The organism is Parerythrobacter lutipelagi (assembly GCF_005434975.1).
Lineage (GTDB): Bacteria > Pseudomonadota > Alphaproteobacteria > Sphingomonadales > Sphingomonadaceae > Parerythrobacter_A > Parerythrobacter_A lutipelagi.
The window spans coordinates 232,915-254,982 of the sequence record NZ_SKCJ01000002.1 but is presented as its reverse complement, the minus strand read 5'-3'; the positions used below and the strand labels follow the sequence as shown (position 1 = coordinate 254,982).

Below are 22,068 nucleotides of genomic sequence, written 5' to 3'. Positions count from 1 at the left end.
ATTCTCGTCATTGCGAGGAGGCGAAGTCTAAGCGGCAATCCGGTTGCAGCCCTGGATCCCTTCGCTACGCGTGCAAAGACGCGTGACTGACCGGGTTGAAGCTGTTCTCGCGCTCCGCCGCTGGCAGGGCGATCGCGGGGCATACCATCTCGTTTCGATCGAAGGCGAACCAGCCGAAGCCATTGCCATGCACGAGCGGCTGCGCTGGCTCGAATTCGGCGCGCGGCGAGGGTTCGGATCGGTCAAGGTCATGGCCCGTATCGGTGAGACGCTGTGGAAGACTTCGGTGTTCCCGCAGAAATCCTCCTCAAGTAGCAAAGCAACTGGACGACCGGAACGCGAATGGATTCTGCTGGTCAGCAAGAAAGTGATGCGCGCGGAGGGCCTGGCTGATGGCGACACGCTGACGGTCGAGATGGAACTGCTTTAGATTCGCTCCGCCTGTGCCACCGCGTCACTGGCGCGCAGGGCGCTGAGGATGCGGGTGAGATGGGCGAGATCTTGCACCTCCAGATCAACCTCGTACACGCCGAAGGGATGTTCCGCCTGGCTCAATTCGAGCGCACGGATATTGGCGGCATTCTGTCCAAAGATACCGGCCATTTCCGCCAGTGCGCCCGGCCGGTCATAGAGCGTGGCGCGCAATCTTCCGACCGCACCGATAGAGCGTTTGCCCCATGACAGGTCGAGCCAGTCGGCATCGATCCCGCTGGCCAGTTCGAAGCAGTCGATCGCATGCACTTCCACCCCCTCGCCCGGTTTGCGCAAGCCGACGATGCGGTCGCCCGGGACCGGGTGGCAGCAGGTCGCCAGCTGGAATCCGACACCCGCTGTCAGGCCGCGGATCGATATCGCCTTGTCCTGTTTGCCCCAGTCTTCGGGTTGCTCCATCTCAGCGGTGCACCCCGGGACCAGTGCTTCCATCACTTCGCGGTCCTCGATCTTGGCCGCGCCGATGGCGTACATCAGGTCTTCTTCATCCTCGAGCCCGAGCCGTTTGATCGCTTCTCTGGTGGCTTTCTTGCCGATCTTCGCAGGGACGCGCGCGGCGATCTCGTCGAACATTTTCTTGCCGATTTCAGCCACTTCGGCGCGCTCTTTTAGTCTGACAGCGCGGCGGATCGCAGCGCGGGCCTTGCCGGTCACGACAAACCCGAGCCAGCTCAGCTGAGGCTCCGAATTTTTGCCCTTGATGATCTCCACCACGTCGCCATTGCCCAGCGGCGTGCGCAGCGGCATGTGCCGGCCGTTGATTTTTGCACCCACGGTTTGCGCGCCGAGATCGGTGTGCACGGCAAACGCGAAATCGACCGGGGTCGAGCCTTTCGGCAGCTGGTGCAGAGCGCCCTTGGGCGTGAAGGCAAATATCCGGTCCTGGTAGATCGCCATGCGGGTGTGCTCGAGCAATTCCTCGGCATCGTGGCTGGCATCGACTATCTCTATCAGGTCTCGCAGCCAGCTGACCTGCCCGTCGGGCCGGTCATGCTGCTTGTAGGCCCAATGCGCAGCCAGTCCGAATTCGTTGGTCTGATGCATCTCGCGCGTGCGGATCTGGACCTCCACGCGCATCGAATTCTCGTACATCAGCGATGTGTGGAGCGAACGGTAGCCATTGTTCTTGGGGGTCGAGATATAGTCTTTGAACTTGCCTGGAATGAACTGCCACGTGGTGTGCAGCACGCCCATCGCACGGTAGCAATCGGCCTCGTCCTCGCAGATGACGCGAAAGGCCATGATGTCGCTCACCTGTTCGAACGGCAAATGGCGTTCGGCCATCTTCTTCCAGATCGAATAGGGATGCTTTTCGCGTCCGGAAACTTCGACCTGAACCTTGGCTTCGGCAAGCGCTTGCTTGATCGCCAGCGCAATTGCATCAACCTGCCCGCCGTCCTGCCGCCGGATCTGTTCGAGCCGCCCGGTGATGGTGCGATACGCTTCGGGTTCGATCTGCTCCATTGCCAGCAACTGCATCTCGCGCATGTACTCGTACATGCCGACCCGCTCAGCCAGTGGTGCATAGATATCCATCGTCTCGCGCGCGATGCGCTGGCGCTTTTCCGCGTTCTTGATGAAATGCAGCGTGCGCATATTATGCAGCCGGTCACCCAGCTTGACCAGCAGCACGCGGATATCCTCGCTCATCGCGAGCAGGAACTTGCGCAGATTCTCCGCCGCGCGCTCGTTTTCCGGCATCGCTTCGATCTTGGAAAGTTTGGTCACTCCGTCGACGAGCCGCGCGACATCCGGGCCGAAATTCTGTTCGATATCCTCGATCGTGGCCAGCGTATCTTCGACCGTGTCGTGCAGCAACGCGGTCATGATGGTTTCCTGATCGAGCTTGAGGTCGGTCATCAACCCCGCAACTTCGACCGGATGCGAGAAGTACGGGTCGCCCGAAGCACGCTTCTGCGTACCGTGCTTCTGCACCGTATAGACATAGGCGCGGTTGAGCAGCGCCTCATCGGCGTCAGGGTCGTAGTCCTTGACCCGTTCAACAAGTTCGTATTGGCGCAGCATCGGATTTGAATGTGCGTTGCAGCGCACAATAGGGCAAGCGGGAATTACCGCGCCGCGAGCGATTCCTCCATCGCTGCGTGAAATGCGCCGCTTTCATCGAGCCGCAGCGCGATGGCGTCGATCTTGCGCACGCTGCCGAAGAAGGTGCGATACTCGACCGGTTGCTTCAACACGATGCAGCAATTGGGGGATGACAGGAGTGCGAGATTGAGCGTGGTCCTAGCGGCAAGCCGCTCTGCGCAAAGGCTGCTGACCAGTTCCGACACCGAAGCATAGGGCACTTCGAGATCGACGATCCGGCCAGAGCGAACGCGCAGCGCGCTGCCCGAAAGCAGGACCGGAAACAGGCGGAAGCTCTTCATCAGCGCGACCAGCCAGATTGTGCCCCACAGGCTGAGCGCAAGCAGGATCAGTGCTGCTGTCTCGCTGAACTGGCTTACAATCAGATGGACCACTGCAAGCTCGATCAGTTGCAGCGCCAGGAAGGTGGCGAGCATCGGGGTCAGATAGCGGTGGTAGGCGAAGCCGCGAGCGTCGCTGGGAATGTCAGGCTTGGCACCCCAACTCAGCAAGCCGATACGGAGCATGTCCAGTTCGGCGAGCAGGAAGTGAACCGGCCTGGCGGGGAGTATTTCGGTGAGAGCGGGCACCAGTTCGCGAGTCGATCTCCATGCCGACAGCGCATGCCAGCCGCTCCAGCCGAGATAAATCGCCAGAGTACCGGCGATTGCCACAAGCAAGGGCGGCATATCGATCATCGCGTCCCGGACAGGCGCGGCGGAACCCACGAAGGCGATGACCAATCCTGCGGCAATCGCACCAAGCAGCGCGCGCAGGCCTGGCCGCCGGTTGGGCGCCTTGGCAATGACCGCCAGCGCCAGCGCATCCGCAGCAATCCAGGCAAACAGTATGGATGCGAGTCCGGGATTGTTCGTCGCAAGCTCTGTGTGAGTGGCAAACCGAGCCGCAAGAATTGCCGCGATCGGAAGAATGATGGGCGCGAAACCCGTTGCTTTGACGGACAGGCTCTTCATGTGTTCCTGTTAGCGATGCAACCACGTTGCGACCAGCGCGCAAAGAGCAACTTCGATTGCACTGAATGCGACGCGGCCAAGCTCATCCCCATCTCGATTTGCCAAATGCTCCGATTTGGCCGCATAGTCTTGCATGCGGGACGCGAGAAACGACGGTGTCGAATTACAAATATTGAGGGGGGATTGGCATATGCCGCGCTGGGTAGGAAATGCTGCGATTCTTGGGGCCCTTTGCTGTGCCCTGCCGGGCTGCAGCCAGAAAGCGGTGTTTACGCCCGAAAGCAAGATGTGCGGATTTGTGGCGTATGATCTGGAAGTTCCCGTCCCAACTTCCGAAGGCCTGCCCGAGCCGCCATCCGGCGCACCGGTTTCATCCTTTGCCGCCGCAATCGAAGAAGCCCTTTCATCCTCCGACGCTCCGGCTGGCGTGCCGGACACCGACGGACCGCCCCGGCTGCTTTCGATTTCAGGCGGCGGTGAATTCGGCGCGTTCGGCGCCGGCATATTCAGCGGCTGGAACGGCGATGGCGATATGCCGGACTTTCATGTCGTAACCGGCATCAGCACCGGTTCGATCCTGTCCACCTTCGCCTTTGTCGATCGCGCCGACCTAGCGGTTGACGGTTACACGATCGACAGCGAAGCGCAGCTGCTCGATGTCTATGCCAGGCCGAGGAACGGGCAACCCGGTGCCGCCAATATCGCCAGCTTGCTGCGCAAGGGCGCGTTTGCCGATCTTGCGCCTCTGCGCGGCAGACTTGCCGGATATCTCAGCGAAGATGTGATGCGCGCAGTGGCGCAGCGCCATGCGCAGGGGCGGCGCCTTTATGTCGGCGTGACCAATGTCGATACCGGACAGGCCGAAGCGTTCGACATGGGCGAAATGGCGACGCGCCATGTCAACAATCTCAACGGCCGCGCCGCGCAGTGGAAGGATTGCTATATCGAAGCGATCATTGCGTCATCCTCCGCGCCGATGGCGGCCCGCCCGGTCTTCATCGACAACACCATGTATGTCGATGGCGGGGTGCGTTTCGGCATGTTCGCAGAAGCCGTAGTCGGGGCAGTTATCTCCCGCCAGGCAAGAGTGAACATCGACGCGCAATCGGTCGATGCCCCCGTGGTCTATGCAATCGTCAACGGGACGCTGACCTTGCCGGAGAGGCCATGCCCGAAAAAGGACAGGTCACTCTGCACGGAAGAACAACCGATGGGTCCGCGCCATGCGCCGCACCGCAACTGGAACATCATCGAACTGGCTTTGCAATCCGAAGAAATGCTCGTCGATCAGGTGTATCGGTTCTCTGCCGCATCGGTTGAGCAGGAAGCCTGCGATGAGCCGGGTTGTTTCAATTTCATGCGGATCACCGACGATGTGAAGGAATTCGCCATCAGCCTGCCTGCCCCCCTCAACGCCGGCCGCGCAGGCCAGCTGACCTGCCCGGAGTGGGCCGAGGTCGACATTGCCGTCGACGACCCGATCCAGTTTCAGAAACGCTACATGCGGTGCCTGATCGCCTATGGAAAAGCCCGCGTCCAAAGCGAGGGATGGGGCGACAAGATCTGACCGGGCCTAGGCGCCGGCAGGATTCAACACCTTGTCTACCCCGCCCTGCGTCACCGAGTGATAGCTGCTGCGGGTCTTGGCATAGACCCGCCGCGCAATCGCCTGTCCCCACGCACCCTGGTCCATCAAAGTGGTGAACAGCGGGCGGACGAACTTGGCGCGCCCCACCCGCGACAGGAACTGCTCGGTCTGCGGCACGGCAGCCTCGTACCGGTTTGCCATAGCCAGATCGAGCCACAGGAACAGCTCTTCATTGTTGGTGCTGGCTGACAGCCGGAGCGCCTCGTCCAGGCCCGCCAACTCGGCGTTCTCCAGCGTGCGCGGCAGATTGGCCAGAAAGCGTTGGCGCTCGGCAGAGGTCCAGCTCTCCCATGCCTTGTCATCAAGCTTGCGATCGTTCGCGAAGGCCGCGGCAGCGGCATCCACTTCAGCAAAAGCTTTGGGATCAGGCTTGTAGACATTGTCGGGCAAGCCCGGCTCAAAGATCCATTCGCGCAGCTTGAGTTTCTCGGCTTCTTCCGGGCTTTCGACGAGGTTTTCCATCATGTCGTCGAGGATCATCTGGCTGGTCGCCGGCTGGAAGGCGTGGTTGTCGAACCACTGGGTGAGCCACGCATCGAACCGGTCGCGGCCGACCTCGTGCTCGATAGTGCGCAGAAAATATGCGCCCTTGTCATAAGCGATCGCGCTGCCGATCAGCTCGCCTCCGTCGCTCTTGGTGTGGAGCGCTGTACCCGGCGCATCCATTCCGACATCGGCCAGCGTCTTTACGATATTGGCATAGGACAGCGCGGCTTCCTGTTCTGCCCGCTCCTTGCCGTAGACTTGTTCGATAATCCGGTTTTCGAAATAGGATGTTACCCCTTCATTCAGCCAGCCGTCACCCCACACCGCATTGGTCACGAGGTTGCCCGACCAGCTGTGCGCCAGTTCGTGCGCAATCAGGCCGGTCAGGCTCTTGTCACCGGCGATGAAGGTCGGAGTGAGAAAGGTCATCACCGGGTTTTCCATTCCGCCATAGGGGAAGGCCGGGGGCAGAACGATCATGTCATAGCGACCCCAGCGATAGGGACCGTAGAGTTCTTCGGCGGCCTCGATCATCGCCTCGGTGTCTTCGAGCTCCTTCGCAGCGGCCTCGATCATTTCGGGTTCGGACCACACGCCGCTGCGCGGGCCGAGCTCCTCGAACACGATATCGCCAGCGGCCAGCGCGATGAGATAGGGCGCGACCGGTTTGTCCATTGCGAAGGTGAATGCGCGCCGCCCGTCGTCAAGCTGCTCGGGATCTCCCTGCGAAAGGCCGGACATGACCACGGTCAGTTCCTCCGGAGCGGAAATGCGCGCCGACCATGTCTGGCGGATGCCGGGGCTATCCTGTGTCGGGATCCATGTGCGGTTGAGCGTCGCCTGACCCTGGCTGAACAGATAGGGATGGTCGCCGCCGGCTGTCTGCTCCGGGCTGAGCCATTGCAGCGCATCGGCATCGCTGGCCGAATAGGCAATCGTGATTTCGCGCGCGTCGCCCATGGTGATGCTGAGCGGCGCACCCTTGCCTTCGACCGCTTCGCCGACTTCGTATTCGAGCGGCTTGCCCTCGGCATCAGTAACGGATTCAATCTCCAACCCGTCATCGTCCAGTATGACTGTGTCGACACCCTTGTCTGCAATAATGTCGATCATCGCGGTGCCTGAGACCGTCTTCGTCTCGAAATCGAGATCAAGGTCCAGATCGACATGATTGACCCGGGCTTCCAGCGGTTTGGCGAAGGTTTGCGTGTCGATAGCATCCGGACGGTCAAGCACTGGCGCGACCTTTGGCGCGCCCGGATCCCCCGATTCCGGCACATTGCAGCCCGCAAGCGCGAGCGAGACAGACAGGGCGGCAAACAGAAAACGCATCGAACTCTCCGGATTCGGACTTCTTTAATGCAGCCCTACAGGATCAAGTCTGAACGCGCACCAACCCTTTGCGTCTCTCGCCATCTTGGCCTATACGGCCATTTGTGAACGTTATCAAAAAGGGGCCGTGAAATGCGCAAACTGGGACTATCGGCGATCACGGCGGTTTTGCTGCTGGGCTGCACCAACACCGGGGGTGCAAATCAGGCCGACAGCGAAACAGCCGAACGGCAATTGGTTTTCTCTGACGAATTCGACGGCTCCAAGCTCGACCGGAGCAAGTGGAATGTCGAAGGCATGGAATTCTGGGTCAACAACGAACAACAGGCCTATACCGATAGTCCGGAGACGATCAGCTTTGCTTCCGATGTGGAAGGTGCCGAAGGCGGCGTCCTGATCCTGAAGCCCGTGTTCAAGCCGGGTGCCGACACACTGGCAGATCGCGGTGCCGACTTTGTCTCCGGCCGGATCGACTCGCGCGGCAAATTCGATTTCACCCACGGCCGCGCCGAAGCCCGCATCCGGATGCCGGACAATGTCGGAGCCTGGCCCGCCTTCTGGCTCCTGGGCAATGGCAAATGGCCCGACACCGGCGAGATCGACATCATGGAATATGTTGGCGACAAAAGCTGGACTGCTGTCGCCGTTCATGGCCCGGGCTATTCGGGCGAAACCCCGATCGTAAAGCGCCAATCTTTCCCGGATGGAGAAGATGCGACCGGATGGCACGTCTACGGGGTCGAGTGGACGGATGAGACCATGGTGTTCGATGTGGACGGCCGCGCGTTCTACACAGTGACCCGCGCCGAGATAGAAAAGCACGGCGAATGGCGGTTCGACACACCCAAGCACCTGATCCTCAACTTCGCAGTCGGTGGCATCTATCCGTACAAGGTGTTCAAGATCGAAGACCCCTATTACGGCCTGCCGCAGGAAACCGCAGATGCAATCAAGCGCGGTGAAGTCCAGATGGAAGTGGACTGGGTGCGAGTCTGGAGCATTTCCGAAAACTGAGATGAATTATTGTTTCATATGAAGCATAACGCTTCAAATTTGCCGAGTCGGCCCTATATTCTTGGTAAACGATTCTTTATTCATTGATACCCTATCAGAGAATGCTCAATCTATCGAATAAAACCCACATTTGAGCGAAATATTACTTACCTTAATTGACGACGATCATCATTCTGGGTTCCCTCTTCTTTCCCAGTCCGGGAAAGGAGAAACAGCATGAAAAAGAAAAGATTGTTCGCCGCTCTTTCAGCGGGTGCACTGCTGGCGGGTCCTGCAACGGTGTTCGCACAGATTTATGAACCGCCACCGCCGCCGCCTTCGGACTTTGTCTGCAATGGCGTGACGTGCGAAGGGTGGATCGTGGTCGGCTATGATATCGATGGCAATCCGATCCTCGGCTACGTGGTTCTGCCCGACATCAACAGCGAAGCACCTGCTCCTCTGTAGAGGTCAGCGGTACCCGTGGGTGGTGGCGCTAGTCCGCCACCACCTTGTGGCGCCCGTTCACGTTAATCACGCGTGGGGGACGGGGCAGCGCGCGGCAGCGCCCCTCCTGCTCGGTTCCGTCGGTCAGCGAAAAGCGGTAGCCGTGCCATGGGCATGCTACGCGCCCATCCTGTCCGATTTCGCCCGCGCTGAGCGGACCCAGCATATGCGGGCAGACAGCCGCATGCGTGATCCAGCGGTTTTCGTGCCAGCGAACCGCGAAGTCGCCGCTACTTAGCCGCGCGCGGTACACTTCAGCGCGATCCAACCTGTCCACCGGCCCCAAATCGATTGCGTCGGGCCATGCGTGACTTGCCAGATCGCGCTTTGCATCCAGCGCATCCTGCCGGCCGCGCATCAAGGCTTCGTCTTCATCATACAAGGTCTTGTACTGCGCAGAGAGCATGGCGGCCATGGCACGGCCCTGCGCCTCGTCCGCAGGAGGATCGGGCAGGTAGAATCCGACATCGACCTCTATTCCGCCGCCAACTGCCTCGCTCGCTTGCGTGTGTATCTGCACGCCAGCGCCCACACCGCCGACAATTGTCGTTGCCCAATAATGGTTCGGCCGGTCGACCAGCAGCTCAACCAGCTGCTCGCCCGCCTGATTGGGCAAAGCCGTCTTGCTGCGCCATCCCCACGCGCCCTGGTCGATCACGGCAATTTCCGCGAACGATCCCGGATGAACGAATGGCAAGTGTTCCCAGTCGTATGCGTTTTCCATCATCCGCGCGAGGTTGCTTGAAAGTGCGCGGCGATAGTTGCCGATATACGCGAGGCGGTTTCGTGCATCGCGATCGATCTGGGTCGATCGCCCGTCGAAGGCACGCAGATCGGCCTGGTTCAGCTCCACACGGCCTCGGGCGGCAGGCTCATCAGGATCGCGTCGATATTGCCTCCGGTCTTGAGGCCGAACAGCGTCCCGCGGTCGTAAACCAGGTTAAATTCCGCATAGCGCCCGCGCCATTCGAGCTGGGTCTGCTTGTCTTCCGGCGTGAATTCACTGTCCATCCGGCGCCGCACCAGCTTCGGGAAAATGTCCAGAAACGCCTTGCCGACATCCTGCGTGAAAGCGAAATGGCGGTCGAATGCAGCCCCGCCATCCAGCTTGGGAATCTCGCATTCCAGATGGTCATAGAAGATCCCGCCAACCCCGCGATGAACGCCGCGATGCGGAATGTAGAAATACTCGTCCGCCCATTTCCTGAACCGGTCGTAATAGGTCGGGTTGTGTCCGGCGCAGGCGGCGCGGAAGGCGGCATGAAATTCAGCCGTGTCTTCATCATAGGGGATCGGCGGGTTGAGGTCTGCTCCGCCGCCGAACCACGCCTTGCCGGTGGTCAGGAACCGGGTGTTCATGTGCACGGCCGGCACATGCGGATTGGCCATATGCGCGACCAGGCTGATGCCGGTGGCGGTAAACCCCGGGCTTTCCGCGCTGGCGCCGTTCACTTGCCCGGCAAACTCGGGCGAGAAATTTCCGCGCACGGTCGAAACATTGACCCCGACCTTTTCGAACACCTTGCCTTTCATCAGTCCCTGCACGCCGCCGCCGGGATCGGCATTGCCTTCTTCCTCGCGCTCCCACGGCGTGAATGCAAAGCTCGCTTCCGAACCCGCTTCGCGCTCGATGGCTTCGAATTCGGTGCAAATCTCGTCACGCAGGGTTTCGAACCACTGCTTTGCGCGGTCGGTGCTGTCTTGCCAGTCGGTCATGGCGCACTCTTGCCAAGCTGCGAGGCCTGCGGCAAGAGCGACCGATGGTTCCCCTTTCGTTCGCACACGAGGAATTCGCACTCCTGCGCAACAATGCGCTCTACTGGCCGCGCGAGAACGCGTTGCTGGTGGCCGACCTGCATCTGGAGAAAGGGAGCTTTTTTGCCCGCCATGGACAGATGATCCCGCCTTACGATTCGCGCGAAACGCTGGAGCGCATCGCCAATGCCATTCGCGAGACGGGCGCGCGGCGGGTCTACACGCTGGGTGATAATTTCCATGACAGCGCGGGGTCGCAGCGGCTGGAAGACCACGCAGCCGGGATGCTGGCGGCCCTGACCACGGCAACCGACTGGGTGTGGATCACCGGCAACCACGACCCCGAAATGGAGGCGCGTTACGGCGGCACGCTGGCTGAGGAACTTGGAATCGGCGGGCTGGTGCTGCGGCACGAAGCACGCAAGGGAGAGACCCGCCCGGAGCTGTCGGGCCATTTCCATCCCCGCCTGAAACTAGTCGTGCAGGGCCGCCATATCCGCCGCCCTTGTGCGGTGGTCGGTCATGGCGATACCGGCGCCGATCGGCTGATCATGCCCGCCTTCGGCGCCTATACCGGCGGGATGGATGCCGCCGACCCCGTGATCATCTCTGCCATGCAGCCGGCGCAGTCCGTCGATGCGCTGGTTCATGCCGGGAAGAAGGTCGCCACGTTTCCGCTCTGGCGGCAGGCGGCGTAGCGCAAATTCCACAGCCCGCAAAAATCGCACATCGGCCATGCCGTAACCTCTGGCGTTTGCCTGACGTTCTCCCTACATAGCCGCCTTCAATCACGGTAATTCCCAGGAGACTGCCCCATAGCCCGTCCACCGCGTCGTTCACTTCAGCCGCCGACCAAAAGCGGCCCGCGCTACGACAATTTCATTCAGAGCGACAAGGTTCGCGTAATCGATCACGAGGGTGAAAACCTCGGCGTGATGTTTACCCGCGAGGCAATCGAGCAGGCTGGCGAAGTTGGTCTCAACCTCGTTGAAGTCTCGCCCAACGCAGATCCGCCCGTTTGCAAGTTCCTCGACGTCGGCAAATACCGGTTCGAGGCGCAGAAGAAGGCCAACGCTGCACGCAAGTCGCAAAAGACGCAGGAGATCAAAGAGATCAAGATGCGTCCGAACATCGACACGCATGATTACGACGTGAAGATGCGCAATGTGACCAAGTTCCTCGAGAACGGCGACAAGGTGAAGCTCACCCTGCGCTTCCGCGGCCGCGAAATGGCGCACCAGGAACTGGGCATGAACCTGCTCAAGCGGGTGCAGGACGATGTCGACGAAATCGCCAAGGTGGAGGCATTTCCGCGCCTCGAAGGACGCCAGATGTTGATGGTGCTCGCTCCGAAATAGCGGTTCGACAGCTCCGTACGACAAAAAAGGGCTGCCAGATGTGCAGCCCTTTTTTGGTGCTTACCGAGAACTGCTCTCACCCCTCGCCCGGTGTGCATCTGATGCTTCTGCGAAGCCGTCGGCAGCAAGCTCCGGTTCAGCGATAGCTTGCGAGACAACGCGTTTTGTCGAGCACCACATGTGTTTCATAGAGTGCCGGCGTCAATAGATCTGCAGCGCGTGTTACACGCGTTACAACGCTTATTTTAGAACAGGATACAGTCGATGCGCCCCGCTTTTCTAGTCGCTGCCAGTCTAGCCGCCCTGACGGTGACGATACCGTCCTACGCTCAGGCCCAAGACACCGCCGCCTCTGCGCAGCCGAATGCATCCTTTGATCGCTTTACCCCCAAGCCCAATCCGATAGCGACCCGGATCGACTATACGATCTGGGACGAAGCCCTGAACTTCATGGTCTTCCGCATGGGTCGTTCGATTCGCGAAGGCGCCCCCCGGGTTGATCCGTCCATGGGCACCCGCCGGATTTACGGCCATGATTCGCGTCTTCGGCTCGAAGGCAACCGGGTCATCTTCTCGTTTCTCGAAGAGAACGTGATCCAGTCGCTGACCGAGTATCGGCAGGATCTGGAGCGGACCGCCGATCAGGTCGATATCTCCAGACTGAGCCGCAACGAGCAGCTGGCATTCTGGACCAATTTGCACAACGCGGCGGTGATTGAACAGATTGCGATAAACTATCCGCTGAGCCGCCCCTCGGGAATGAAAATCGGTCCGGAGCGACTTCCGCTCGACGAAGCCCGCTTCATCACCGTCAACGGCGTGGCGATGAGCCCGAAGGACATCCGCACGAGGATCGTATACCCAAACTGGAAGGATCCAAAGGTCATCTACGGATTCTGGCGCGGCGAAATTGGCGGTCCTTCAATCCGTGATGTGGCCTTTACCGCGGCCAATGCCGGTGAGTTGCTCGATGAAGGGGCGCGGGAATTCGTCAATGCCCTGCGCGGGACCGAGAAGCGCGGCGACACGCTGCATGTCTCCCGGATTTTTGCCGAGGCCGCCCCGTTCTATTTCACCGATTTCGAGCGGGACGTGAAAGCGCACATCGCTCAATATGCAAACGATGAAGTCAAGCCGATGCTTGCCGAGACGAGCAAGGTCGAGCCGTCTATCTATGACTTTGCCGTCGCCGATCTCGCCAATGGCGAGCGCGAGCCGAGCTACAGCAATGTTGTTCAGTCGGATCGCCCCGGCGGTGAAGAGACGACTCCGCGCACCCGGATCCCCGGCAACATCCAGCGGCTTGTCACGGAGCGGGGTCAGAAGCTGAACAAGATCATCCGGCGCGGCGAGCGGACCGGCACAGTGACGTTTATCGGCATCGACCTTCCCGGACAGGACAACGCACCGGAAGAGGTTGAATAAGGGCTACAGGCCTGGCTGACGAAAACCGGAAAGGGCGCGCAGCAATGCGCGCCCTTTTTTGTAGTGTCGCTGAATCGCAAATCTTTGCTAGACCGGCCCCAAGGGGGAAGCAGCCGGCATGATCAATTCGCATTACTGGCGCACACTCGGGCCGGGGCTGCTGTTCTCGGGTGCCGCTGTCGGGGTATCGCATCTGGTCCAGTCGACCCGCGCCGGCGCGCTGTTCGGGCTCGCGCTGGCAGGCGTGATCGTGCTGATCAATATCCTCAAATACCCGGCCTTCCGGTTCGGAGTGGACTATGGCCATGCGAAGCAGCGCAGTCTGCTTGCGGGATACCGCGAGCTGGGGCTGTGGGCACCGGTATTGTTCCTCTGTGTGATCGTGCCTGTAACGCCAATCGTTGTTGCGGCGATCAGCGCGACGACCGCCGGATTGATCGGCGCTTTGACCGGAGTCGGGCTGTCCGTCCCGCTGCTCGCCGCACTGGTCATTGGCGGCACTTCGGCCCTCATCATCGTCGGCGGTTATAGCTGGCTCGATGCAGTGAACCGGCTGTTGATGGCGTTCCTCATCCTGGCCACCGTCGCGACGACGGTTCTGGTCCTGCCGCGCGTCGAATGGGGAACCCTGACCAGTATCGGTTGGGCTGCAGATCCCAAAGCACTGCTGTTCCTCGTTGCGCTCGCCGGGTTCATGCCCAATCCGCTCGACGTTTCCGTCCCGCAGTCCATCTGGACAATCGAAGCGGAAAACCGCGTCCGCGATTCTGCACCTGTCACGCTGCATGAGGCGCGGCTCGGCTTCACCAGCGGCTATGTCCTGAGCGCGGTATTGGCGCTGTGCTTTTGCATCATGGGTGCAGGGGTGTTGCATGCAGGGTCGGTCCAGCCGGCGAGCGATGCGGTGGGCTTTGCCACGCAGATCGTCGGGCTTTACCGCGAAACGCTCGGGCCTGTTCCAGCGACGCTCGCAGCCATATCGGCGCTGGCAGTCATGCTCACCACGATGTTTGCGGCGTTCGATGCCTATGGCCGGGCGTTTGCTTCGGCCTATGAGGAAATCACCGATCAGCGCGATCCCGCCCGCCTGCGCAAGGTCTATATGCTGATCGTCATTGCAGTCGCACTTTCCGCATTGAGTGCGGTGTTTTTCCTGCTGTCGGACTTCGGCGCGTTCATCGATCTGGCGACTTCCATCGCTTTTCTGTCGGCCCCTGTCATCGCTGCGCTCAATCACCTCGTAATGATCCGCTGCGACCTGCCGGACGAGGCACGACCGAGCAGGCGGATCCGTCTGCTCAGCCTGGTGGCAATTGCCACGATGTCTGCGCTCGCGCTCAGCTATTTCCTGCTCTGAAACCGAAATACACTGACCAGATTGTATGCACGGCGATGGCCAGCTAGGTGACGGATCGACAGAGGGAGCATCGCGCACAATGACGGCAAGCCGTATCGGCCTCTTCATCGGACTGGCCGCGCTCGCGGTGACGATATTCACTTCTCCTCCGGCGGGTATGCCGCAAGGCGCGTGGATCGTCGCCGGACTGGTCGTGCTGATGGCCGCGTGGTGGATGACCGAGGCGATCCCGCTAACCGCGACTGCGCTGATGCCGTTTATCGTGCTGCCGCTGGCAGGGGTATTGAATGCGAAGGACACAGCCAGCGCCTATTACGCGCCAATCCTGTTCCTGTTGCTGGGCGGCGCATTCCTCGCGCTGGCGATCGAGCGGACCGGATTGCACCGGCGGCTCAGCCTCGCGATCCTCAAGCTGGTGGGTGCCTCGATCAGCCTGCCACGCAAAACCTCACGCCTCTTGCTTGCCGGAACGGTCAGCACCGCGCTGTTCACGCTGCTGATATTCGGCAACTGGATCAGCATCATCGTTCTGGCCGGGGCTGTGATGGTGGTCGCGGGCCTCGCCCTGTCCGCCCCTGAAAAGCTGCTGTTTGCATTCATGACCAGCGCGGCGATCCTCTCCATGCTGATTTCCAACACGTCGACAGCACTGATCATGATGCCGATGGCGATCGCGGTGATCGCCGGGGCCGGCATCGGCAAGAGCCAGCAACTGGGGCTCGCCGGGGCGCTGCCGATGGGCATTGCCTTTGCCGCGAGTATCGGCGGGCTCGGGACCATCGTCGGTTCGCCGACCAATGGCATCGCAGTGGCCCTGCTCGACGACATGACCGGATTGCAGATCAGTTTTGTCGACTGGATGTCCTACGGACTGCCGATCGTGCTGGTCGGGGTGCCGCTGGCAACCTTCATCATCTCGCGAGTGCAGCAGGTAAACGCGCACGAATTCGATGTCGCCGCAGCCAGGACCGCGATCGACGACCATGCCCCGTGGTCGAGCGCGGAGAAACGCTTGCTCCCGGTCATTGCGATCACTTTCATGCTGTGGATGACTCAGCGCTGGGTCGCACCTCTGTTGCCGGAGAACAGCTGGACCGACGGCACAATTGCGATCATCGCCGCGCTGGTTCTGTTCCTCCTGCCTGACGGGACAGGCCGACCGATGCTGGTGTGGAAGGAAGCCGACCGCGCACCGTGGGGTGTGATCATGATGTTTGGCGGCGGGCTGGCTCTTGCGGCGGGGATGCAGGCATCGGGCCTTGCCGACTGGCTTGGTCAGGCGCTGCTTCCGCTGGAAGCTTTCCCGCTGATCGTCATTGCCCTTGCAGTGGTTGCTCTGGTGGTGGTCATCACGGAATTCGCCAGCAATGTCGCTACCGCCAGCGGGATCATCCCGGTTGTCGCCAGTCTTGTCGTCGCACTGGGGGTCGATCCGGTGCTTCTGGCGATGCCTGCTGCCTTGGCCGCAAGCTGGGGTTTCATGCTGCCCGCCGGGACCGGACCCAACGCCATTGCCTGGTCGACCGGCCGCATCCGGATCGAACGAATGGTCGGCGCCGGACTGGTCCTCGACATTGTCGGAATTTTCCTGATCGTCGGGCTGGTGTGGGCTGTCGCCGCTTTCGTCTGACGGCGATGTTGAAAAACCGGCGGTCCGGCGATATTGGGCCAGCCATCATTCGGCATCCGGCGGAGATGCGTTCCTGCGGAGGTTAGGAACGGGCGCCCCGGGTCCCCTACCCGCTCCTGCCTTCCTGGGAGCGTGATAGAAGGAAAGCCTCCCCATGACGGACGCAACCGACGCAGTCGACACCCCGACACCCCGCCGCAATCCCAAGCCCGAAGCCAAGACCATCGGCGGACGCGAACTGAAGCCGAGCACGCTGATGATGGGCCATGGCTATGATCCGGCCCTGTCCGAGGGCTCGCTCAAGGCACCCATCTTCCTAACCAGCACCTTCGCGTTCGAAAACTCGGCCGCCGGCAAGCGCCACTTCGAAGGCATCACCGGCAAACGTCCTGGCGGGGCAGAAGGCCTTGTCTATTCGCGCTTCAACGGCCCGAACCAGGAAATCCTCGAGGATCGCCTGTCGATCTGGGACGGGGCGGAAGATGCGCTGAGTTTCAGCAGTGGGATGACCGCCATCACAGTGATGCTGCTCGCCTATTGCAACGCAGGCGACGTCATCGTGCATTCTGGCCCGCTCTACGCCGCGACCGAAGGCTTCATCGCCAAGGTTCTGAGCAAGTTCGGTATCACCTATCTCGATTTCGCCGCCGGTGCGACGCGCGAGGAAATCGATGCTGTGTTGGAACAGGCCAAGGCGCAGGCTGCCGATCAGGGCGGCAAGGTGGCGATGGTCTATCTTGAAAGCCCTGCCAACCCGACCAATGCGCTGGTCGATGTCGAAGCGGTCAAGGCCTCGCGCGATGCGATCCTCGACGCTGATGTCACACCGATTGCGATCGACAACACGTTCCTCGGGCCGCTGTGGGCGCGCCCGCTCGATCAAGGGGCGGATATCGTCGTCTACTCGCTGACGAAATATGTCGGCGGCCATTCTGACCTTGTTGCAGGCAGCATTGCCGGCGCGAAAAAGTGGATGGACCCGGTCCGCGCTCTGCGTAACACGATGGGCGGCATCGCCGATCCCAACACCGCATGGATGCTGATGCGCAGCCTCGAGACCGTCGAACTGCGGATGCAGCGCGCGGGCGAGAATGCCGCCAAAGTGTGCGCTTTCCTCAAGGACCATCCCAAGGTCGAGGGCCTCGGCTATCTCGGCTTTATCGACAATGCACGCCAGCAGGACATCTACGACCGCCATTGTTTGGGCGCGGGCAGCACGTTTTCGCTGTTCGTCAAAGGCGGCGAAGCAGAGGCGTTCCGCTTCCTCGACGCGATGAAGATCGCCAAGCTTGCGGTCAGCCTCGGCGGGACGGAAACTCTCGCCAGCTGCCCGGCGGCAATGACCCACCTGTCCGTACCGGATGAACGCAAGGCGCAGCTCGGCATCACGCCGAATCTCGTGCGCATCAGCATCGGCATCGAGGATCCGGACGATCTGATCGCCGATTTCGCGCAGGCGCTCGACGCAGTCTGACGCGCCCATGGCCACGCGGATCGGCTTCCTTGCGTGCCCCGGCACGCTTCCCGGGTCGCCGGTCCGCCGTGGTGACGCATATGAGCATGACATGCAGGTCGATGCTCTGCGCTCCGGGTTCGGTCCGGCGGGCCTCGAACTGGTCGAAGTCGACTGGCACGCACCGCTGGAGGAACTGGCAGATTTTCCGCTCGTGCTGCTCGGCACGGTGTGGGATTATCAGGACCACGAAGCGGCCTTCCTCGCCAAGCTGGAGGCGCTGGCCGCACGCGGAGTGAAAGTGTGCAATCCGGCCGATCTGGTGCGGTGGAACATCGACAAGGCTTACTTGCGCGATCTTGCTGCATCGGGTGCACCGACCATTCCCACTCTCTGGCCCGACGATCCGACCGGTGCTGACATCGCCGCCGCATTCGACCATTTCGGGTGCGATCGGCTGGTGGTGAAGCGCCGGGTTGGCGCAGGGGCGGAGGGGCAGGAGATGTTCCGGCGAGACACCGCCCCGCCCGAAGATTGGCGCTTCGGCCACCGCGCCATGGTCCAGCCGTTCCTCGAAGCGATTGTCGAGGAGGGCGAATACAGCTTCGTGTTTGTCGACGGGCGTTTCAGCCACGCGATCCGCAAGACAGCAGCAGCGGGCGACTATCGCATCCAGTCGCTCTATGGCGGGCAAGAAGAGGCGGTCGACCCGCGCCCGACCGATATCGCCGCCGCCGAAGCGGTGGTCCGCTCGATCCCCGGCGAAACCCCGCACCCCCCGCTTTACGCACGGATCGACATGATCCGCCACGACGGCGCTCTGGCGGTGATGGAGGCGGAGATGATAGAGCCGTTTCTCTACCCTGCGCAGGGGCCGCAGCTCGGGCAACTCATGGCCGAAGCGATCCTGCGCCGACTTTAGAAAGCTTGTTCATGGCCCACACCGCAAAGATCCTCCTGCTCGGTTCCGGAGAACTCGGCCGCGAATTCGTGATTTCGGCCAAGCGGCTCGGCGCATATGTCATCGCGTGTGACAGCTATGCCCGTGCCCCTGCCATGCAGATGGCCGACGAAGCAGAGATTTTCTCCATGCTCGATGGCGACACATTGCTCGAGGTAATCCTCAAACATCGGCCCGACTTCATCGTGCCGGAAGTCGAAGCGATCCGTACCGAAGTGCTTGCGCAGGTCGAGGCTGACGGCTTCAATGTCGTCCCTTCAGCCCGCGCGACCCAGATGACGATGAACCGCGACGCGATCCGCGATGTCGCCGCGCAGGACCTGGGCCTGACGACCTCGCGCTATCGTTATGCGGAGAGCCTGGAAGAGGTACTTGCAGGCGCGCAGCACACCGGGCTGCCGTGCGTAATCAAGCCGGTCATGTCGTCATCAGGCAAAGGCCAGAGCACTGTGCGCCACACAGGCGAACTGGAAGCGGCATGGAACCATGCCGTCGACAATATGCGCGGCGACCGCAAGCGGGTGATCGTCGAGCAATTTGTCGATTTCGATTACGAGATCACTCTGCTGACGGTGCGGCACAAAACCAAAGACGGGGACGCAGTCACGTTCTGCCCGCCGATCGGCCACCGGCAGGAACGCGGCGACTACCAGGAAAGCTGGCAACCTGCGCCGATGTCCGATGGCGCCATCGCCGCTGCGCAGGAGATGGCGCGCAAGATCGTGGATGACTTGGGCGGTTATGGGTTGTTCGGGGTCGAGTTTTTCGTCGCCAGGAACAAGGAGGGCGGAGAAGATGTCATCTTCTCAGAACTGTCGCCGCGCCCGCATGACACCGGCATGGTGACACTGGTCAGCCAGAACCTGAGCGAATTCGACTTGCACGCCCGCGCGATCATGGGCCTCCCCATCCCGGCAGAGATCCGCGCGCGCCCTGCTGCCAGCGCAGTGATCCTCGCCGATCGCGACAGCGCGACTGTCAGCTATTCAGGCCTCGCGGAGGGGATGAGCAATGGCAGCGACATCAGGATTTTCGGCAAGCCGGAAACGCGCCCCTATCGCAGAATGGGCGTAGCATTGTCGGCCGCAGGCGATACGGATAGCGCGCGTGCGCAGGCCGCATCAGCCGCGGCGGCCGTCAGACTGGGTTATGACGATTGACCGATCAAGCGCGGCCGGGTTCTGGCGCCGAATTGTCTTTGTCTGCCGATGGCGCTGCCTCGGCCTCGTCGATCAGGAAGCGCGCGCCGAACTCGTTGCCGTCGACCCACACGACTTCGCCCGGCACGACCAGCCCATCGACCAGATCGATCTTCAGGGTGCTGCCAGCATATAGTGGCGTGCTGCCGAATGTCCCGCGGCAACCGCTCATGGATACATCGTTGAGGCAGATATCGACCGGCGCCGCAGGCGCCCTGCAGCGCGTCGCGTAGTCCACCTTCGCTCTGGCTTTCTTCCTTTGATCCATCTTTTTTGCCTAACGGCTGAATGCTTCCCCGCCCCGAGACTGCCCGCAATGTGTAAAATTTCCGCTAACATGCCTACTGTCGGATTAACGCCGGAGAGTTCGGCGCAGAACGGCGCAACGTGAAGGAACCCGCGATGACGAAAGCCAAAGGTGTTTTTCTGGTGCTGGGGGCCGGGGCCGGGATCGGCGGCCACGCCGCAGCGCGCTTTGCACGTGATGGCTATCACGCAGTGCTCGCCCGACGGTCGGACGAAGACGGGCTGCGCGCGCTTGTCGCGCAGATCGAACAGGCTGGCGGCAAGGCAAGCGGGCGGCTGCTCGATGCAGCCCAGCCCGATACGATCGAGGATCTGGTCGAAGAGGTCGAGAACAGCATCGGACCGATCGAAGTCGCGCTGTTCAACCTTGGCGCGCAGATCGGCAATCGCACCCTGGCGGACACCAGCGACAAGGCGTTCGAGCTGGGCTGGCGGCTCGCGACCTATGCGCCCTTCCGTCTCGCGCGCGCATTGATGCCGCGAATGGTCGAGCGGGCCAAAAATGGGGGGCGCGGCACACTGATCGTCACCAGCGCGACCGCTGCCGTGCGCGGCAACGCCGGCCAGCACAGCCACGCCGCAGCGATGGGCGGGCGGCGGATGCTGTGCCAATCGCTCAACGCGGAATTTGCCCCGCAAGGCGTGCATGTCGCCCATGTAGTGATCGACGGCCCGGTCGATGCACCCGACACGCTCGGCAAGATGCTCGGTGAGAATTTCGCAGCCTACAAGGCCAGCAAAGGCGAAGACGGCCTGCTCGACCCGGCTGCGATTGCGGACACCTACTGGCACCTCGCGCACCAGCCGCGCAGCGCGTGGACCCACGAGATCGACTTGAGGCCTTGGAGCGATACGCCATGGTGGAACGATAATTAGCAGCACCAAAGTCGGCGGCACTGACTTGTGGATCACTGACGAGCCGAAAATTCAATCATCCGAGCATTGCGCCAAGGTGAGTTGATGCGTCGAACGTACGATAGTGGGGTGGGAAGCTGACGAACCAAATGAACGCGACACGAGGGTTAATCTAACCTCGTTCCACTCGGTTTCCGTCTAAAAAGCGACGCCACTAAAATGGTGGCTACGAGGGCTACTGCACCCGCACCCCATGGACCGAGGCCGTATTCGCGGAAACCAATATAGATGAGCGCCCCAGTCAGGGCGAAAAACGCGCTATTATATTTGCGCAGTAAGTGGCTTATCATGGCTTCCTACCACTCTATTTTAGCTGGGTCGGAATTAAGGCATGACAGCGATGTCCGCAACCGGGTCGGGAGCAGACTGTCCGTCTCGTCAACAAATGAACTCACAACACACGCCCCGTCATTGCGAGGAGCCGCAGGCGACGCGGCAATCCAGAGCAGTGCTGCACCGCCCTGGATTGCTTCGCTGCGCTCGCAATGACGAGGGAAGTTGCAGGGTGTCATATTGGTCCGCTAGCGGGTCGCAATCGGACCTTGCGAGACTGCCGCTATCCCTTCCACTCGCGCCGTTCTTCTGCTGCTTTCAGCACTTCATAGGATAGCTGGAGCTTCTGAAATTCCGCTGCGGCTTCCTTGTCGTTCGGCTTTACGTCAGGGTGCACGGCCTTGGCCTTCACGCGGTAAGCCCGCTTGATCGCGGCGAAATCGGCGTCGTTTTCCAGTTCGAGCACATCGAGCGCGCGCATTTCGTCGGCGCTGCGCGATCCGTCACCGCTGCCGGCCCAGCCATAGTGCTGTGCTTCGGCATAGCCGGCGTTTTCGGTCTGCTCGTCCTTCGTCCGCGCTTCCTTTTCGGCCTTGTCGAGGCCTTCGAAATAGTCCCACTTGCGGTTGTACTCCGCTGCGTGCTTTTGACAGAAATACCACCGCTCGGGCGTGTTCGGCGCCTTGGGTGCGGGGCAATCGCCCTTTTCCTCGCAGCCATGCCTGTCGCACAGCCGCACGGTCACCGCATCTTGCGAAGAGCCATAGCCGCGCCAGCGGGGGAAGCCCCAATCGTTCGAGCGCCGTGCGCCTACCATGACGAGCGGGCCATCAGCGGGCGCTCCGCAGGGCGGAATATGTCGTTGGACTATGGGTCATGACATTTCGTCTAGGGATGATTGCGACCTTTTGGAAGGACG

Annotated in this window: 20 protein-coding genes; 13 read left to right on the top strand and 7 right to left on the bottom strand. The window is 61.3% G+C overall.

Annotation, left to right across the window (positions count from 1 at the left end):
* Nucleotides 1-82: 82 nt before the first annotated feature.
* Nucleotides 83-430 carry a DUF1905 domain-containing protein gene (locus E0502_RS09580; protein WP_137678764.1) on the top strand — a complete coding sequence of 116 codons (348 nt, stop codon included), beginning with the start codon at nt 83-85 and terminating at the stop codon, nt 428-430.
* Here the strand turns inward: E0502_RS09580 and E0502_RS09575 are convergent.
* Both E0502_RS09575 and E0502_RS09570 read right to left on the bottom strand, forming a co-directional pair.
* Nucleotides 427-2,517, bottom strand: a complete 2,091-nt coding sequence (locus tag E0502_RS09575; protein WP_137677794.1) for a RelA/SpoT family protein — start codon at nt 2,515-2,517, stop codon at nt 427-429. The genes E0502_RS09580 and E0502_RS09575 overlap by 4 nt on opposite strands.
* 44 nt (nt 2,518-2,561) lie before the next feature.
* The gene (locus E0502_RS09570; RefSeq protein WP_137677793.1) at nt 2,562-3,551 is read right to left on the bottom strand and encodes a hypothetical protein; all 990 of its coding nucleotides are present in this window, start codon (nt 3,549-3,551) and stop codon (nt 2,562-2,564) included.
* A gap of 265 nt (nt 3,552-3,816) precedes the next feature.
* Here E0502_RS09570 and E0502_RS09565 point away from each other — a divergent pair, with 265 nt between their 5' ends.
* Nucleotides 3,817-5,118 carry a patatin-like phospholipase family protein gene (locus tag E0502_RS09565; RefSeq protein WP_161593750.1) on the top strand — a complete coding sequence of 434 codons (1,302 nt, stop codon included), beginning with the start codon at nt 3,817-3,819 and terminating at the stop codon, nt 5,116-5,118.
* Between the two features lie 6 nt (nt 5,119-5,124).
* Here E0502_RS09565 and E0502_RS09560 read toward each other — a convergent pair whose 3' ends face one another.
* Entirely contained in the window at nt 5,125-7,017 is a 1,893-nt protein-coding gene (locus E0502_RS09560) for a M1 family metallopeptidase (protein ID WP_137677791.1), read from the bottom strand.
* A gap of 132 nt (nt 7,018-7,149) precedes the next feature.
* Between E0502_RS09560 and E0502_RS09555 the strand changes: the two genes are divergently transcribed.
* A complete protein-coding gene (locus tag E0502_RS09555; protein WP_137677790.1) occupies nt 7,150-8,031 on the top strand; it encodes a glycoside hydrolase family 16 protein in 882 nt (293 codons plus the stop codon).
* Between the two features lie 216 nt (nt 8,032-8,247).
* Entirely contained in the window at nt 8,248-8,478 is a 231-nt protein-coding gene (locus tag E0502_RS09550) for a hypothetical protein (RefSeq protein WP_137677789.1), read from the top strand.
* A 28-nt stretch (nt 8,479-8,506) separates the two neighbouring features.
* Here the strand turns inward: E0502_RS09550 and E0502_RS15240 are convergent, their stop codons facing one another.
* Together E0502_RS15240 and hemF are read right to left on the bottom strand one after the other, a co-directional pair.
* On the bottom strand, nt 8,507-9,370 hold the full coding sequence (locus tag E0502_RS15240) for a Rieske (2Fe-2S) protein (RefSeq protein WP_204517948.1): 864 nt from the start codon (nt 9,368-9,370) through the stop codon (nt 8,507-8,509).
* On the bottom strand, nt 9,361-10,233 hold the full coding sequence (gene hemF / locus E0502_RS09540) for an oxygen-dependent coproporphyrinogen oxidase (RefSeq protein WP_137677788.1): 873 nt from the start codon (nt 10,231-10,233) through the stop codon (nt 9,361-9,363). The genes E0502_RS15240 and hemF overlap by 10 nt, the downstream gene beginning before the upstream one ends.
* A gap of 44 nt (nt 10,234-10,277) precedes the next feature.
* Between hemF and pdeM the strand changes: the two genes are divergently transcribed.
* From pdeM to purT, 8 genes are all read left to right on the top strand, one after another.
* Nucleotides 10,278-10,970, top strand: coding sequence for a ligase-associated DNA damage response endonuclease PdeM (gene pdeM / locus E0502_RS09535; protein WP_137677787.1), 693 nt, complete (start codon nt 10,278-10,280; stop codon nt 10,968-10,970).
* Between the two features lie 117 nt (nt 10,971-11,087).
* On the top strand, nt 11,088-11,630 hold the full coding sequence (gene infC, locus E0502_RS09530; protein ID WP_137677786.1) for a translation initiation factor IF-3: 543 nt from the start codon (nt 11,088-11,090) through the stop codon (nt 11,628-11,630).
* Nucleotides 11,631-11,894: 264 nt separating this feature from the next.
* Complete coding sequence (locus tag E0502_RS09525) at nt 11,895-13,055, top strand: DUF547 domain-containing protein (protein WP_137677785.1); 1,161 nt, start codon at nt 11,895-11,897, stop codon at nt 13,053-13,055.
* 118 nt (nt 13,056-13,173) lie between these two features.
* Nucleotides 13,174-14,412, top strand: a complete 1,239-nt coding sequence (locus E0502_RS09520; protein WP_137677784.1) for an NRAMP family divalent metal transporter — start codon at nt 13,174-13,176, stop codon at nt 14,410-14,412.
* A gap of 79 nt (nt 14,413-14,491) precedes the next feature.
* Nucleotides 14,492-16,042 (top strand): SLC13 family permease, encoded by a 1,551-nt coding sequence (locus E0502_RS09515; RefSeq protein ID WP_137677783.1) that lies wholly within the window; start codon nt 14,492-14,494, stop codon nt 16,040-16,042.
* A 154-nt stretch (nt 16,043-16,196) separates the two neighbouring features.
* On the top strand, nt 16,197-17,516 hold the full coding sequence (locus E0502_RS09510; protein WP_137677782.1) for a cystathionine gamma-synthase family protein: 1,320 nt from the start codon (nt 16,197-16,199) through the stop codon (nt 17,514-17,516).
* Between the two features lie 7 nt (nt 17,517-17,523).
* Nucleotides 17,524-18,417: an ATP-grasp domain-containing protein gene (locus tag E0502_RS09505; RefSeq protein WP_137677781.1), complete on the top strand. Its 894-nt coding sequence runs from the start codon at nt 17,524-17,526 to the stop codon at nt 18,415-18,417.
* Between the two features lie 11 nt (nt 18,418-18,428).
* On the top strand, nt 18,429-19,616 hold the full coding sequence (purT, locus tag E0502_RS09500) for a formate-dependent phosphoribosylglycinamide formyltransferase (protein WP_137677780.1): 1,188 nt from the start codon (nt 18,429-18,431) through the stop codon (nt 19,614-19,616).
* Between the two features lie 4 nt (nt 19,617-19,620).
* Here purT and E0502_RS09495 read toward each other — a convergent pair whose 3' ends face one another.
* Nucleotides 19,621-19,923 (bottom strand): PilZ domain-containing protein, encoded by a 303-nt coding sequence (locus E0502_RS09495; protein WP_137677779.1) that lies wholly within the window; start codon nt 19,921-19,923, stop codon nt 19,621-19,623.
* Nucleotides 19,924-20,057: 134 nt separating this feature from the next.
* On the opposite strand from E0502_RS09495, the gene E0502_RS09490 reads away from it, so the two are divergent.
* Entirely contained in the window at nt 20,058-20,837 is a 780-nt protein-coding gene (locus tag E0502_RS09490; RefSeq protein WP_137677778.1) for an SDR family NAD(P)-dependent oxidoreductase, read from the top strand.
* 595 nt (nt 20,838-21,432) lie between these two features.
* Here E0502_RS09490 and E0502_RS09485 read toward each other — a convergent pair.
* Nucleotides 21,433-21,966, bottom strand: a complete 534-nt coding sequence (locus E0502_RS09485; protein WP_137677777.1) for a J domain-containing protein — start codon at nt 21,964-21,966, stop codon at nt 21,433-21,435.
* Between the last annotated feature and the right edge of the window lie 102 nt (nt 21,967-22,068).